Source organism: Clostridia bacterium (assembly GCA_017438525.1).
GTDB lineage: Bacteria > Bacillota > Clostridia > Oscillospirales > RGIG8002 > RGIG8002.
Genome location: JAFRVI010000010.1, coordinates 1 through 13577, shown reverse-complemented (window position 1 = coordinate 13577; position 13577 = coordinate 1). Strand labels below are relative to the sequence as shown.

Annotated in this window: 13 protein-coding genes and 1 pseudogene; 10 read left to right on the top strand and 4 right to left on the bottom strand. The window is 57.4% G+C overall.

Annotated features, from left to right (window positions below; genetic code table 11):
- Positions 1-323: 323 nt before the first annotated feature.
- The gene (locus IJL83_01025; protein MBQ6552191.1) at positions 324-761 is read right to left on the bottom strand and encodes a MerR family transcriptional regulator; all 438 of its coding nucleotides are present in this window, start codon (positions 759-761) and stop codon (positions 324-326) included.
- Between the two features lie 121 nt (positions 762-882).
- Here IJL83_01025 and IJL83_01020 point away from each other — a divergent pair, with 121 nt between their 5' ends.
- From IJL83_01020 to IJL83_00975, 10 genes and pseudogenes are all read left to right on the top strand, one after another.
- On the top strand, positions 883-1884 hold the full coding sequence (locus IJL83_01020) for an alpha/beta hydrolase (GenBank protein MBQ6552190.1): 1002 nt from the start codon (positions 883-885) through the stop codon (positions 1882-1884).
- Between the two features lie 10 nt (positions 1885-1894).
- A pseudogene (locus IJL83_01015) lies at positions 1895-2563 on the top strand (flavodoxin).
- Entirely contained in the window at positions 2561-2938 is a 378-nt protein-coding gene (locus IJL83_01010) for a hypothetical protein (GenBank protein MBQ6552189.1), read from the top strand. The pseudogene IJL83_01015 and the gene IJL83_01010 overlap by 3 nt, the downstream one beginning before the upstream one ends.
- Positions 2939-2942: 4 nt before the next feature.
- Positions 2943-3485, top strand: a complete 543-nt coding sequence (locus tag IJL83_01005) for a flavodoxin family protein (GenBank protein ID MBQ6552188.1) — start codon at positions 2943-2945, stop codon at positions 3483-3485.
- 354 nt (positions 3486-3839) lie between these two features.
- A complete protein-coding gene (locus IJL83_01000) occupies positions 3840-6023 on the top strand; it encodes a PTS sugar transporter subunit IIC/EAL domain-containing protein (GenBank protein ID MBQ6552187.1) in 2184 nt (727 codons plus the stop codon).
- Positions 6024-6029: 6 nt separating this feature from the next.
- Positions 6030-6428 (top strand): hypothetical protein, encoded by a 399-nt coding sequence (locus IJL83_00995; protein MBQ6552186.1) that lies wholly within the window; start codon positions 6030-6032, stop codon positions 6426-6428.
- Position 6429: 1 nt separating this feature from the next.
- On the top strand, positions 6430-7365 hold the full coding sequence (locus IJL83_00990; protein MBQ6552185.1) for a hypothetical protein: 936 nt from the start codon (positions 6430-6432) through the stop codon (positions 7363-7365).
- Between the two features lie 127 nt (positions 7366-7492).
- A complete protein-coding gene (locus IJL83_00985; GenBank protein MBQ6552184.1) occupies positions 7493-8887 on the top strand; it encodes a diguanylate cyclase in 1395 nt (464 codons plus the stop codon).
- Positions 8888-8949: 62 nt separating this feature from the next.
- Entirely contained in the window at positions 8950-10092 is a 1143-nt protein-coding gene (locus IJL83_00980) for a tyrosine-protein phosphatase (protein ID MBQ6552183.1), read from the top strand.
- Between the two features lie 20 nt (positions 10093-10112).
- Entirely contained in the window at positions 10113-10535 is a 423-nt protein-coding gene (locus IJL83_00975; GenBank protein MBQ6552182.1) for a hypothetical protein, read from the top strand.
- A 67-nt stretch (positions 10536-10602) separates the two neighbouring features.
- Here the strand turns inward: IJL83_00975 and IJL83_00970 are convergent, their stop codons facing one another.
- From IJL83_00970 to typA, 3 genes are read right to left on the bottom strand one after another with little or no spacing between them, the layout of a single operon-like run.
- Positions 10603-11088 (bottom strand): flavodoxin family protein, encoded by a 486-nt coding sequence (locus IJL83_00970; GenBank protein MBQ6552181.1) that lies wholly within the window; start codon positions 11086-11088, stop codon positions 10603-10605.
- Positions 11085-11594, bottom strand: a complete 510-nt coding sequence (locus IJL83_00965; protein ID MBQ6552180.1) for an N-acetyltransferase — start codon at positions 11592-11594, stop codon at positions 11085-11087. The genes IJL83_00970 and IJL83_00965 overlap by 4 nt, the downstream gene beginning before the upstream one ends.
- A gap of 4 nt (positions 11595-11598) precedes the next feature.
- Entirely contained in the window at positions 11599-13413 is a 1815-nt protein-coding gene (typA, locus tag IJL83_00960) for a translational GTPase TypA (GenBank protein ID MBQ6552179.1), read from the bottom strand.
- Positions 13414-13577 lie beyond the last annotated feature (164 nt).

Genomic DNA, 13577 nt, shown 5'->3' with positions numbered 1-13577 from the left:
CACGGCGCCCATTTGGGCGCCGTGCGCTTTTAGTTGAAATACGGAGGATTCGAAACGAGCTCTGATTCGCCGACGGCGAATCAGGAGCAACGCTCCGGTGGAGCGTTGCGCAAGCGAGAAGAGAACCGGCCGAACGCTGACACGCGGTGTGGAGGTTTCGCAGCCAATTTGGGCGCCGTGCGCTTTTAGTTGAAATACGGAGGATTCGAAACGAGCTCTGATTCGCCGACGGCGAATCAGGAGCAACGCTCCGGCGGAGCGTTGCGCAAGCGAGAAGAGAACCGGCCGAACGCTGACACGCGAGGGCTTCGGCGCCCGGTGAGTTATGAGTGCGTATTGTCGTACAATTTCTTGATGTCAAGCGGCAGGTCGTCTGGGATCATGTCGTTCAGCTTGTCTTCCGAGCCGTCTTTGATCGCCGTTTCATAATACCAGCATTTGAAATTCAGCATATCCAGCGTTTTTTGAAGCTGCGCCATTTCTGCCTCCACGGCGGTTTTCCGCGCCTCGAACAGTTCCTTTCTCTGCTCATAGGTGGACGGTCCCTCCACGCACCACTCCATAAACTTCTTGATATCCTTTATCTCGAGACCGGTGGCCTTCAAACACGCGATGACCCGAAGCGCTTCTACCTCCGCTTCTCCGAATTGCCGGATGCCGGACCGCCTCCGCATCGACGGGAAGAGCCCTTCTTTGTCATAATAGCGCAGTGTTGAAACGGGGAGACCGAACATCTCCGAAATTTGTCCTATCGTGTACATAAAAATTTCTCCTGAATTTGTAAATTAACTCTTGACCTAAAGTCAAGTTTAGATATTACAATATAATTGTATCACGGAACGGAAGAAAATACAACTTAAATTTACGGGAGGATTTTTGGAAATGATCATAACTGAAGAACTCAAACTTACACAGGAGTGGGACAAGACGTTCCCGAAAAGCGAAAAGGTCGATCACCGCAAGGTCGCCTTCGTAAATCGCTACGGCATCACGCTGGCAGCCGATATGTACGTCCCGAAGGATGCGGAGCGCAAGCTCCCGGCTATTGCGGTATCCGGGCCCTTCGGCGCAGTCAAGGAGCAGTGTTCCGGTCTGTACGCACAGAAAATGGCGGAGCGCGGATTTCTGACGATCGCTTTCGATCCCTCCTTCACCGGCGAGAGCGGCGGAAACGTACGCTATATGGCGTCTCCCGACATCAACACCGAAGACTTCATGGCGGCCGTGGACTTTCTTTCCCTTCACGAAAAAGCGGACCCGGACCGCATCGGAATCATCGGCATCTGCGGCTGGGGCGGTATGGCAATCAACGCCGCCGCGCTGGATACCCGCATCAAGGCCACGGTTGCTTCCACTATGTACGATATGACGAGAGTCAACGCAAGGGGATACTTCGACGGCGAAGACAGCGAAGAAGCGCGTTATCGGAAAAAAGAGGCGATGTGCGCGCAGCGGCTTGAAGACCTGAAAAGCGGCGAATACAAGCTCGGCGGCGGTGTGGTCGATCCACTACCCGACGACGCGCCGTTCTTTGTGAAAGACTACTATGATTACTACAAAACACCGCGCGGATATCATCCGCGTTCGCTCAACTCAAACGGCGGCTGGAACGTCATCGGCTGCGAGTCCTTCATCAATCAGCCGATCCTTCGGTACAGCAACGAGATCCGCAGCGCCGTCCTTCTGATTCACGGTGAGGGCGCTCATTCCTGCTATTTCAGCCGCGACGCCTACGCCGATATGACGAAAGACGGCAGGTATACGGATAACAAAGAATTGATGATCATTCCCGGCGCCGTTCATACCGACCTCTATGACGGCGGAGGCAAAGACGCTATTCCGTTCGACAGGATACAGAGCTTCTTTAAAGAGTATTTGAAATGAGGTAATGCGTATGAGATTAAACAAGTTGATTGCGCTGTTTGCCGGTATCGTATTGCTTATCAGTCTTGCCGCCTGCGGAAGTGTGCAAACAGCGTCAAACACGGCTCCCGATTCGGATGCCGTAAACGACAGCGGCACTCGCCCGAACTCGCCTGATCAGTCGACAGAGCCGACGGCGGAAACGGGGCAGACCGATCTTCCGCAGGGAAAGAACGCGAAAATTGCAGTCGTCGTCTTTTCCGCTACGGGAACCACCAAAGGTGTGGCTGACAAAATCGCCGCTCTGACCGGCGCCGATATCATGGAAATAATCCCGGCGCTGCCGTATTCCGCGGAGGATCTGAACTACAATGACTCCGGCAGCCGGACGTCAAAGGAGCAGAATGACCCGAATGCACGGCCCGAGATAGCGGAAGAAATATCGCTTGACGGCTATACGACGGTTTATCTCGGATACCCGATATGGTGGGGACAGGCCCCTCGGATTCTCAGCACCTTTGCGGAGAGTCATGACTTTACCGGAATCACGGTTATTCCGTTCTGCACTTCCGGCTCCAGCGATATCGGACAGAGCGACGATGCCCTTGCCGAACAGGCGGGAAGCGGAACGTGGCTGCAGGGGAAGCGTTTTTCCGGCAGCGCCGCGGAAACAGAGCTGCAAAAATGGATAAATGATATGGGAGAAACCGCTGTGGAAAAAACACTGCGTCTGCATATCGGCAATACCGAGGTTTCCGTTGAATGGGAAGATAACGAGTCGGTAGGTGCGCTTATTGATCTTGCTAAAGCAAAACCGATCATAATCGATATGTCCATGTACGGCGGTTTTGAGCAGGTCGGTTCACTGGGTGCAGGTTTACCGAGAAATGATGAGCAGACAACTACGGAAGCAGGAGACATTGTGCTGTACGACGGGAACAGTATCGTCGTATTTTACGGCTCGAATTCGTGGGCGTACACACGGCTCGGCAGGATCACGAATAAGAACGCCGCCGAAATGACCGATCTGCTGGGCGGCGGCGACGTTACGATAACGATTTCATACGGAGGATGATAAAATGAGCAAGGTGCTTGTTATCACGACGAGTTTAAGAGCAAGGAGCAATTCGGATATACTTGCCGAACGTCTCATTGCCGGAGCGAAAGACGCGGGCCACGAGGTGGAGCATATCGGGCTCAAGGGGAAGGAGATCGGGTTCTGCATCGGTTGTCTCGCCTGTCAGAAGACACAAAAATGTGTGCTGAAAGATGATGCCGTCGCCATCGCCGAAAAGGTCAAAAACGCGGACACTCTCGTTTTTGCCACGCCGGTCTATTACTATGAGATGAGCGGGCAGATGAAAACGCTCCTTGACCGCATGAACCCGCTCTATTCTTCGGATTACCTGTTTCGTAACGTCTATATGCTGACGACCGCGGCGGAGGATGAAGAGACCACGCCCGAAAAAGCCGTGTCCGGCCTGCGTGGCTGGGTGGATTGCTTTGAGAAAGCGACGCTTGTCGATTCTCTTTTCTGCGGCGGTATTTCAGCTTCGGGTGAGGCGGCAATCAAGGAAGCGGAGCTTGCGGAAGCATATAGTTTCGGAAGAAGCATTTTATAAAAGCGACGTCTTTCATACAGCGCACGGCGCCCTTTGGGGAACAAAGGGCGCCGTGCGCTTTTGTTATAAAAGCTTGAGAGCTTTTATCCATGCCGGTACGGCGGGACAATACGGAAGTGTAATAACAGAATATGTTATAACGCGCGAGTGTCAAGTTGACAGTATTCAGCGTGTACTGAAAAAGCGCGTATTTAAGCAGGCCGCCGCGGCGGATAAAACCCCCAACTTATATCAACTTATATATAAAGATTTCTTGACAATTACGCCGTTTTGCGCTATCATATAAAATGCATTTTTGTAAACAAAGCCCAGCAGGCGCGTATACATGTTCCTAAATAAAAGGGATGAAAAGATATGAGTGATACCATGCGCAAAACGGGCGCGATAAGAAACCTTATGGAAAGAGCTGAAGGGTTTACCCTTGTCCGCGCGATACGCGGCGGACTGCTCAGCATAACGCCGGTGCTCATCATCGGCGCGTTCGCGTTGATTCTGAAGACTTTCCCGGTCGAAGCGTATCAGAAGTTCGTCAACGGTTTCGCGGGAGGACTCCTGCTGCAGTTCCTCGACTTCATCTACAACGCGACCTTCGGCATCCTGAGTCTTTACATGACGGTATCAATAAGCCGCTCGTATATGCGCGTGAAAAACGCTGAGAAGCTTAACGAGGATACGCCCGCCATCGGCGCGATGCTCTCGTCGATGCTGTCCTTTACGATACTCGCCGGCACCTTCCGTGAGATTACGGAAGCGGGAACGAACGATAAGTTCAACATCGCCTTCGTAACGAACGGGCTCGGCCCGCAGGCGATATTCCTCGCGATACTCACGGGAATCGGCGCCGCCGCGCTGTACGCGCGGTTTTACCGCCTGCTTCACGGACGCCGCAGACGCTTCTACTCGACGGGCGCGGATCACGAGTTCAACCTGATGCTTTCATATCTTTTCCCGATAACGCTGACAGCGGTGGTCTTCGCGATATTCAACACGGCGATAGTCAACATTTTCAGCGTTCATTCCTTCCGCGAGCTGCTCGCGGAGGCGTTCAACAAGCTGTTCTCGGTCGGAACGACCGGCTTCTTCAAGGGTTTCTTCTTCGTAATGCTCTCCTCGGTGCTGTGGTTTTTCGGCATCCACGGCAGCGATACGCTGGAGGGCGTTATGCAGCGGTACTTCGCGCCCGGCCTCGCGGCGAATCAGGCCGCGGTCGCGGCGGGGAACGCGCCGAACGAGATACTGACGAAGCAGTTTTTCGACTGCTTCGTGCTTATGGGAGGATGCGGTTCCGCGATATGCCTTCTTATAGCGATACTGCTCTTTTCAAAAAACAGGGCGCGCCGCGGACTCGGATTCTCGGCGGCGTTCCCGATGCTTTTCAATATCAACGAGCTGATGGTTTTCGGCCTGCCGGTAGTCTTTAACCCCATTATGCTTATACCGTTCATCACCGTTCCGCTGGTCTGCTACTCAACGGCTTATCTCGCGATAGCGACGGGGCTCGTGCCGATGATAACCGGCAGCGTCGAATGGACGACTCCGATACTGCTCGGCGGCTTCCACGCGACCGGCTCGGTCGCCGGCAGTCTGCTGCAGGTGGCGAACGTCGTGCTCGGCGTGCTTATATACGTTCCCTTCGTCCGTATGCTCGACAAGCGCGACGCGGATAAATACAAGAGAGAATACGACTCATTCATCAACTATTTCCGCCTGAACGAGCAGTCGCTCGCGAACGTAAACCTCATAGAGCAGAAGAGCGTCAACGGCGAGTTCGCCAGAGCGCTCTGCGTCGAGATAAAGCACGGTCTGCGGAACGGCGCCGTCCTCGCGTATCAGCCGCAGTATCACTACGACGGACACTGCATCGGCGTGGAGGCGTTGCTGCGTCTCAATCACCCGAATTACGGTACTCTCTATCCGCCGGTGGTCATAAAGCTCGCGCAGGAGGGCGGCTTCCTGCCGGATCTTGAAGAAGCGGTCGTGATGCGCGCGCTGGAGGATCGCCCGAAGCTGCTCGAACGCTTCGGAAAGGATATCAAGATATCCCTCAACGTCACCGGAACCACGGTCGTCACTCCGCGTTACCTGCAGTTCATGCAGAAACTGAACGCGAAGGATCCCTTTGAGGGCAAGAATATCTGCATCGAAGTTACCGAACAGGCGGCGCTCGCCTTTGATGAGGAGACCATAAAGACGCTGCGCGCGTTCCGCGAGCTCGGTCTGTCTCTCGCCATTGACGACTTCTCGATGGGCCAGACGTCCATTAACTATCTGAAGGATAACATCTTCAACTTCATCAAACTCGACGGCTCGCTTGTCAAGGGGCTATCCGAGCACCAGAACTGCAGAGAAATAATCCTCTCCATAACGCAGCTCGCCGCGAGCTTGCACCTGACGGTGCTCGCCGAATTCGTGGAAACGAAGGAACAGCGCGAAGAACTGCACGAAATCGGCTGCGACTGCTATCAGGGCTATCTGTATTCGCCCGCGGTCTTCCTTTCGGAGCCCGCCAAACCGCAGGCGCAGGAGCGGAAGGAATAAAACGCTATGTTCAAAAAGAAAAAGGCGGCCTCGTTCGAAACGCTGACGCTTTCGATAAGCGGCATGCGCGCGCAGGTCGAATACGAAATAAAAAACCTCGGCGCGGAAGCGGAAATATCGATGTATACCTGCCGTTACTGTGCGCCGGATGGGATGGAGCGACGTCTCGAGAAACGTGTGACCTGCTCGATCGAAGAGGCGCTGGATATGCTGAACGACTGCGGCGTGCCTTCCTGGAACGGCTTCAGCGGCAAGCACCCGCGCGGCGTGCTGGACGGCGAAATGTTCCGCCTCGAGGCGGTCATGGACGGCGAACGCGTACACGCCGACGGCTCGCAGAACTTTCCGAACGGCTTCAGCGAACTGCGCGGCTGGCTTTATAAAACGCTGAACGAGGAGGGGTAATATGTCGATATTCAGGAAGAAAAAGCGCGATGAAGACGTCGACGACGGCATAGTAATAATAAAAAAGACGCCTCCCTGTGTCTGCGGGGGTACCGACGCCTACATCGACACGAAGGCGCCGAAGGAGATAACCTCCGGCGATATGACTTTTTTCGACGTGACGAGCGCGTTCAGGACTCTCGCCGTCGACGGCGCCGACCGGCTGGACTGCGTTTCCGCCTTCGCCGCGCCGGTCGGGGACGGCAGCTTCGTCTTCCTCGAAACGCGCGAGTATTCCGATTACGACGAGCCGCACTGCGAGTGGGCGCTGCTGAAGGAAAATATCATGCCGAAGCTGACCGCCCTCGCGCGTGAGCACAGCCTTGCGAAAAACAACGGCTATCATTCGCAGACACACGGCCTGCCCGAGAACTTCGGCGGCAGCGTGGATATCGGTTACGCCTCGGGCGAACGGATAAGCGTTTCCGACAACCAGAGCCCCGTGATCGCCTACGAAGCGGGCGTCGCGATCGCCGACGCGTTCCGCGCCGCGCTGAAGGGCGAACGCGAGGCGCTTCCCGACCTTTCCGCGCTGACGGCGATACGCTTCGCGGAAGAGCGCGATAACGGCGGCTTTACCCGCGCAACGCTGACGATCGACCCCGCTGGCGCGGGGACGAACGCGAAGACCTCGCGCTACGACGATCCGACGGTCTACGAGAGCGAGAAGCCGGTAGACGCCGAAACCGTCGCCGCGATCCGCGGGAATATTGAGCGCTGCGGTATGCTCGCCTGGGCTGACCTGCCGGAGAGCGATTACAAATACGGCGCGAAAAAGACGCTTTCCTTCGTCTTTGCCGACGGCACGGAGATAACCGTTCCGGACGGCAGGCGCCTTCCCGGCAGACTTCAGGGCGGTTTTTTCAATATAGAACTCGAGATGACTGCCAAGCATTGATTAAGGAGTTTAATTGATTTAAAACGGGTTGCTCCGAAAAAATATATGGATTTTTTAGCGCGGATGTGTCATCATTGACTCCAATGCGGCATTTGTTCCGTCCGCCATCCGAAGGGGAAAAGGATATATGGCAAAAAGAAAACGCAAGCTGAATCTTACAACTCAGTACGTAATAATCGTCTGCGCGTTGCTGTTGGCGGTCAACGTCACGCTCGGTCTGCTGCTCATGTCGCAGTCCGGCAAGGCGATGAAGGAAATGATCCGCAGGAACATGCTCTCCGTCGCCGATACCGTCGCGGCTTCGCTCGACGGCGACGCCTTCGCGGCCATAGACGGCAACAACGCCGGCACGCCGGAGTACGACGGGATATACTCCGACCTGACGAACGTCCTGCGCGCGCAGAAGGACAGCGACATCAAGTATATTTACACCGTCAAGAAACAGGGCGACCACTTCATATTCGTCGTCGACCCCGACCCCGTGAAACCGGGACTCTACGGCGATTCCGTTGTAGACACCGATTCGCAGGCTGCCGCGTGGAATACCGGCGTTTCCGCGGTCGACGCCGAGAAGTATCAGGATGAGTGGGGCAGCTTTTACACCGCGTGGAGCCCGATCAAGAACTTCTCCGGCAAGGTCGTCGGCCTCGTCGGCGTCGACTTCGTCGCCGACTGGTTCGATGAGCAGATCGCCGCGCATACGAAGTTCGTCGTTATCGGCAGCGCGCTTTCGCTGGTCGTCGGCGCCGTGATAATGCTGCTTCTGACCGGTCAGCTCCGCAGCCGCATCCGCGAGCTCAATTCCGAAATGCAGACGCTCTCCGGCGACGTCGAGAAGCTCTCGAACGAGATCCGCGTGCGCCCCGGCTACTCGGACGCGGCGCCGGAGGAGAACGAATCCGGCGATACCATCGGCGAGCTCAGCGGCAAGATCCACGCCATGCGCGGCAAGCTTCAGGCGTATATGCAGTACGCGCACGAGCAGGCGTACACCGACTCCATGACCGGCGTCGCGAACAAGACGGCGTACCTCGACTACGTCAAGGAGCTCAACAGCAGGATAAACAACGGCACCGCCTCCTTCGCGATAGCCGTCTTCGACGTCAACGGTCTGAAGACCACGAACGACAACTACGGCCACGAATGCGGCGACCGCATCATAATCGACGCAGCGGAGATGATCCGCCGCGTGTTCGGCGACGAGCAGCTGTTCCGCATCGGCGGCGACGAATTCATAGTCATCCTCGGCGCAACCACCGAGAAGGAGCTGAACGAAAAGCTCGCTCAGCTTGAAGAACTCGTTGCCGCGTTCAACAGTGGAGAGAAACGCTACGCTATGACGCTTTCCTTCTCCGGAGGCGGCGCGGTCTACCGCCCGGGCGAAGACGCCGCGTTCAAGGAGGTCTTCAAGCGCGCCGACGAGGCGATGTATCAGAACAAGGGCAACTATTACAAGCAGTTCGGCGACCGCCGCCGCAACTACGAGGAAGAGGACGACGCCAAACGCATCTCGGATAAATAATAGAAACGGAAACAGCGGAGCGTCGCTCCGCTGTTTCCGAAAATACGCAAGGGGGAATCATTTTGCACTGCAAAACAAACAGGATAGTATCGGTCTTGATTACGGCGGCGCTGCTGCTTTCCGCGCTGTCGCTCGGCGGCTGCGGCAAGGAAGCCGACAAGGTGACTACCGGCGAGATAGGAGTCGTCAGAGACGAGGAATTCGGCAACGTCTATATAGACCTTACGATCGACGGATTCAACGCGCTCGGCTTCGCCTTCGGCGACAGCGTCGACATTGCCTTCGATAACGGCAAGAGCTACGAAGACGTCCCGTATTACTCCGGCTACTACGTGCCGGTGGGCGAAATGCTCGCCTGCGGCTATCCCGGCTACCCCCACGTCGTCATCGCGCGCAACTACGGCGCGTCCACCTGGGAGGAGTTCGAAATGACGGAATCCTCCAAGGTCACAGTCACGCTGAGGGAGCAGGGCAAATACAAGGCGGTTCAGGAGCTCTACGCGCTGGACTATTCCGATCTGCGCGAGGAGTTCGACTCAGATATTATGTTTGCCAACTTCCGCGAGGTCGTCGGCGGCAATCTGAAGAAGGGCGGCTTCTACCGCTCCGCGTCGCCCTGCGACAACCAGCACAACCGCGCGGCGTACGCGAACAGATTCGCCGAGGAATACGGCGTCAGATTCGTGCTAAACCTCTCGGATAACGAAACGAAGTATAAGGAGCATACCGAGAAGGAGGACTTCGTCTCCGAATACTACGATTCGCTCTATAAAGAGGGCAAAGTCCTGCTGATGGCGCTGAACGCCAACTACCGCGCGGACGGGTTCGCGCAGGCCGTTTCGGACGCCTTCGTCAAAATGGCCGAAAACGGCGGCCGCGTGCTCATCCACTGCGTCGAGGGCAAGGACAGGACCGGCTTCGTCTGCGCGCTGCTGCTCGCGCTCGCCGGCGCGTCCGCGCAGGAGATAGTCGACGACTATATGATTACCTATTATAATTACTACGGCATAACCAAAGAGGGAATGCCCGATAAATACGAGGCGGTCAAGGGCAACGTCGACGACTTCCTCTACTGCATGTGCGAAGCGGAGAAGGGAACGGATATCAACACGCTCGACCTTAAAAAGGGCGGCGAGAACTACCTCCGCCGCGGCGGCCTTACCGACGGGCAGATCGCGAAGATCGAGGCGTTTATAGCCGGCTGATACGGGGGAAGCGGAAACCGATGAGCAATCTCAACTTCAAATACGTGCGCATTCAGGGCAAGGAGCTGGCGAGGAACACCATGCACGCCAAGGGCGTGTTCAGTATGTGCTGGCAGCTTGTTCAGAACGACGTTATGGAGGCGGAGGACGCCGACCTTTTCAAAGAGATCGACGCCTGGTTCGCGGAGAATCTCCCGTGGCCTCCCCAGTGCAAAAACCGCGAGCCGGTCGTATGCTGGTTCAAGACGGAGAACTCGGCCGAGATGATGAAAATGATACGTCCCGCGCTGTGGCTGCTCGAAAGGTACGAGCATCCGTACTTCCTCGTCTATACGAACACGCCCGGCGAGATAGTATATGAGGATAAGTACCAGATCGCCGCGAAGGCGGACGGCTTCCTGCAGATAGACGAGCTTCAGCCGTCCTGGTCGCCCGAGGAATAGCGGCGCCTGCGCGCGAAGGAAAAACGCAACAGGCATAATAAAAAGCGGAGCATAACGCTCCGCTTTTTTACTCGCCCAGCTTTTCGCAGAACGTCGCGATCTTCGCGGCGTTTCCGTCGGAGGGCTTGTCCTTCGGGTCGACGAGGATAAGCTCCGCGTCGAGGTCGGCGCCGAGCAGCTCCTTCAGCCGCGCGAGCGCCTTGTCCGCGCCGCCGCCGGAGAAGCAGGTGAATGCGGCGAAGCGCTTACCCTTCAGCGCGTCGGCGTTGTCGGCGACGAAGGTGCGTATCGGCGGCGTGAAGCGGCTCGCCCAGACGGGAGTGCCGAAGATCACGCGGTCGTACTTTCTCGCGTCGAACTCATACGGCTCGAGCTCGGGTTTTTCCTTCATGACGGCGCTTTTGCCGCCCCAGAGGAACTTTTTGAAGCCGCTGTCGGGGAACGCCTTTTTCGGTATGAGCTTTATCGCGTCCGCGCCGAGCTTTCCGGCGATCTCGCTTGCGACAAACTCGGTGTTGCCGTTAAGGGAGAAGTAGACGATTGCGGTTTTCATTTCGCTTGCTCCTTTTCGTATTCTCTGCTCCAGTGGAACGCGAGACGCGGGGAGCCGTCCGCCATGAAGACGGTGCCGCAGTGCACGAAGCCGCAGGCGGCGATATTCTCCCGCATCTTGCGGTTGTTTTCGTGCGTATCCACGCGGACGTTGCCGCTGATCCGCTTGCACTCGTCGGCGACGAAGCGGAAAACGCCGCGCACCTTTCCGTCGCTCGCGATGCGGTGGATCGCGATATACGGCTCGTCGTTGAGCCACTTTCCGACGATGCCGGGATAGGCGGGGTCTTCGCCCGCGCATATCGCGGCGACGGCGTGAATCTCGCCGCCCTCCGTCAGCACGCGGCAGCGGCCGGCGGCGACGTCGTCTTCGATAAGCTCACGCGCCGGATTCGTGCGGCGCCACTGCGTCGGGTTGCCGGAGGCGATCATATACTCCTGCGCGGCGGCGTAGACCTGCATAATGCGGTCGATATCCTCCGCGCGTGCGGTTCTCATTTCAAGCATAAGGTCAAGCTTTCTTTTTCAGCGCCTTCATCCTGTTCTGGTGGTCGAGGATGCTCTTGCGCAGGCGTAAGCTGTGGGGCGTTACCTCCAGCAGCTCGTCGTCCGCGAGGAACTCGAGGCACTGCTCAAGCGACATGATGCGCGGAGGAACGAGGCGGAGCGCCTCGTCGCTTCCGGCGGCGCGGGTGTTGGTCAGGTGCTTCGTCTTGCAGACGTTGACGGTGATATCCTCCGTCTTCGCGCATTCGCCGACTATCATGCCGCCGTAGACGGGCGTGCCGGGCGCGATGAACATCTGCCCGCGGTCCTGCACGCACCAGATGCCGTAGGCGACCGCGTCGCCGGTCTCGAAGGCGATAAGCGAGCCGGTGTTGCGGCGCTTTATCTCGCCCTTGAAGGGCTCGTAGCGTTCGAAAACGGAGCTCATGATGCCCTCGCCCTTCGTGTCTGTGAGGAACTCGTTGCGGTAGCCGAAAAGTCCGCGCGACGGGACGAAGAACTCGAGCTTCATGCGGCTGCCGACGGGGTTCATTTCAAGCAGCTCGCCCTTGCGGCCGCCGAGCTTCTCGATGACGGAGCCGACCGCGTCGGCGGGAACGTCTATTGCGACGCGCTCGACCGGCTCGCAGAGCACGCCGTCGATCTCGCGGTTGAGGATTCGCGGGGGGCTGACCTGGAATTCGTAGCCCTCGCGGCGCATCGTCTCGATGAGTATGCTCAGGTGCATCTCGCCGCGTCCGGCCACGTTGAAGCTGTCGCTGTTCGGCACCTCGCTGACCTTGAGCGAAACGTCCTTGAGCGTTTCGCGCATGAGGCGGTCGCGTATGTTGCGGGTGGTGACGTACTTGCCGTCGCGTCCCGCGTAGGGGCTGTCGTTGACCGAGAAGGTCATCTCCATCGTCGGCGCGGAGATCTTCACGAAGGGGAGCGCCTCCGGCGTTTCCGGCGCGCAGATGGTGTCGCCTATCGTGATGTCGCCGATGCCGCTTATCGCGATTATGTTTCCGGAGGAGGAATCCGTGACCGGAACTCTGCTCAGCCCGTCGAACTCGAAGATGTTGGAGACCTTCACGCGCTTCTGGCTGCGCTCCTCGTGGTAGTTGCAGACGACGATGTCCTGATTCTGCTTAATCACGCCGCGCTCGATCCTGCCGATCGCGATGCGGCCGACGTATTCGTTGTAGTCGACGGAGGAAACGAGCATCTGGAATGGCCCTTCGTCGTTGTCTTCGGGCGCGGGTATGTATTCGAGTATCGTGTCGAAAAGCGGCTTGAGATCCGTGCCGGGCGCCTCCGGCGAGAAGGACGCCGTGCCCTGCCGCGCCGAGCAGAAGAGCATCGGGCTGTCGAGCTGGTCGTCGGTGGCGTTGAGGTCGATGAGCAGCTCGAGTATCTCGTCGACGACCTCGTGTATGCGCTGGTCGGGTCGGTCGATCTTGTTGACGACCACAATTACGCGGTGCCCAAGCTCCAGCGCGCGCTGAAGTACGAAGCGGGTCTGCGGCATCGGACCTTCGGCGGCGTCGACGAGCAGGATGACTCCGTTGACCATTTTCAGTATGCGCTCGACCTCGCCTCCGAAATCGGCGTGGCCGGGGGTGTCGACGATATTGATCTTCACGCCGCCGTAGGTTACGGCGGTGTTCTTCGCGAGAATGGTTATCCCGCGCTCGCGCTCGAGGTCGCCGGAGTCCATGACGCGCTCCTTGACCGACTGGTTCTCGCGGAAGACGCCGCTCTGCTTGAGCATTTCGTCAACGAGCGTGGTCTTGCCGTGGTCGACGTGCGCGATTATCGCGACGTTGCGTATGTTTTTCATAGTTTCACTTCCCAAAATGTAAACGCCGTTGGCCCGCGGGCTTATTCAAGCTCGAACGCGCCGGTGTAAAGCTGGTAATACGTGCCCTTCTGCGCGAGAAGGTCATTGTGCGTGCCGCGCTCGATTATCCTGCCGGGGTCGAGCACCATGATGACGTCGGAGTT

What these genes read in the sequence shown, in the direction of transcription:
- IJL83_01025 (MBQ6552191.1), bottom strand. Translation starts at nt 761, where the DNA reads ATGTACACGATAGGACAAATTTCGGAGATGTTCGGTCTCCCCGTTTCA.
- IJL83_01020 (MBQ6552190.1), top strand. Translation starts at nt 883, where the DNA reads ATGATCATAACTGAAGAACTCAAACTTACACAGGAGTGGGACAAGACG.
- IJL83_01010 (MBQ6552189.1), top strand. Translation starts at nt 2,561, where the DNA reads ATGGGAGAAACCGCTGTGGAAAAAACACTGCGTCTGCATATCGGCAAT.
- IJL83_01005 (MBQ6552188.1), top strand. Translation starts at nt 2,943, where the DNA reads ATGAGCAAGGTGCTTGTTATCACGACGAGTTTAAGAGCAAGGAGCAAT.
- IJL83_01000 (MBQ6552187.1), top strand. Translation starts at nt 3,840, where the DNA reads ATGAGTGATACCATGCGCAAAACGGGCGCGATAAGAAACCTTATGGAA.
- IJL83_00995 (MBQ6552186.1), top strand. Translation starts at nt 6,030, where the DNA reads ATGTTCAAAAAGAAAAAGGCGGCCTCGTTCGAAACGCTGACGCTTTCG.
- IJL83_00990 (MBQ6552185.1), top strand. Translation starts at nt 6,430, where the DNA reads ATGTCGATATTCAGGAAGAAAAAGCGCGATGAAGACGTCGACGACGGC.
- IJL83_00985 (MBQ6552184.1), top strand. Translation starts at nt 7,493, where the DNA reads ATGGCAAAAAGAAAACGCAAGCTGAATCTTACAACTCAGTACGTAATA.
- IJL83_00975 (MBQ6552182.1), top strand. Translation starts at nt 10,113, where the DNA reads ATGAGCAATCTCAACTTCAAATACGTGCGCATTCAGGGCAAGGAGCTG.
- IJL83_00970 (MBQ6552181.1), bottom strand. Translation starts at nt 11,088, where the DNA reads ATGAAAACCGCAATCGTCTACTTCTCCCTTAACGGCAACACCGAGTTT.
- IJL83_00965 (MBQ6552180.1), bottom strand. Translation starts at nt 11,594, where the DNA reads ATGCTTGAAATGAGAACCGCACGCGCGGAGGATATCGACCGCATTATG.
- typA (MBQ6552179.1), bottom strand. Translation starts at nt 13,413, where the DNA reads ATGAAAAACATACGCAACGTCGCGATAATCGCGCACGTCGACCACGGC.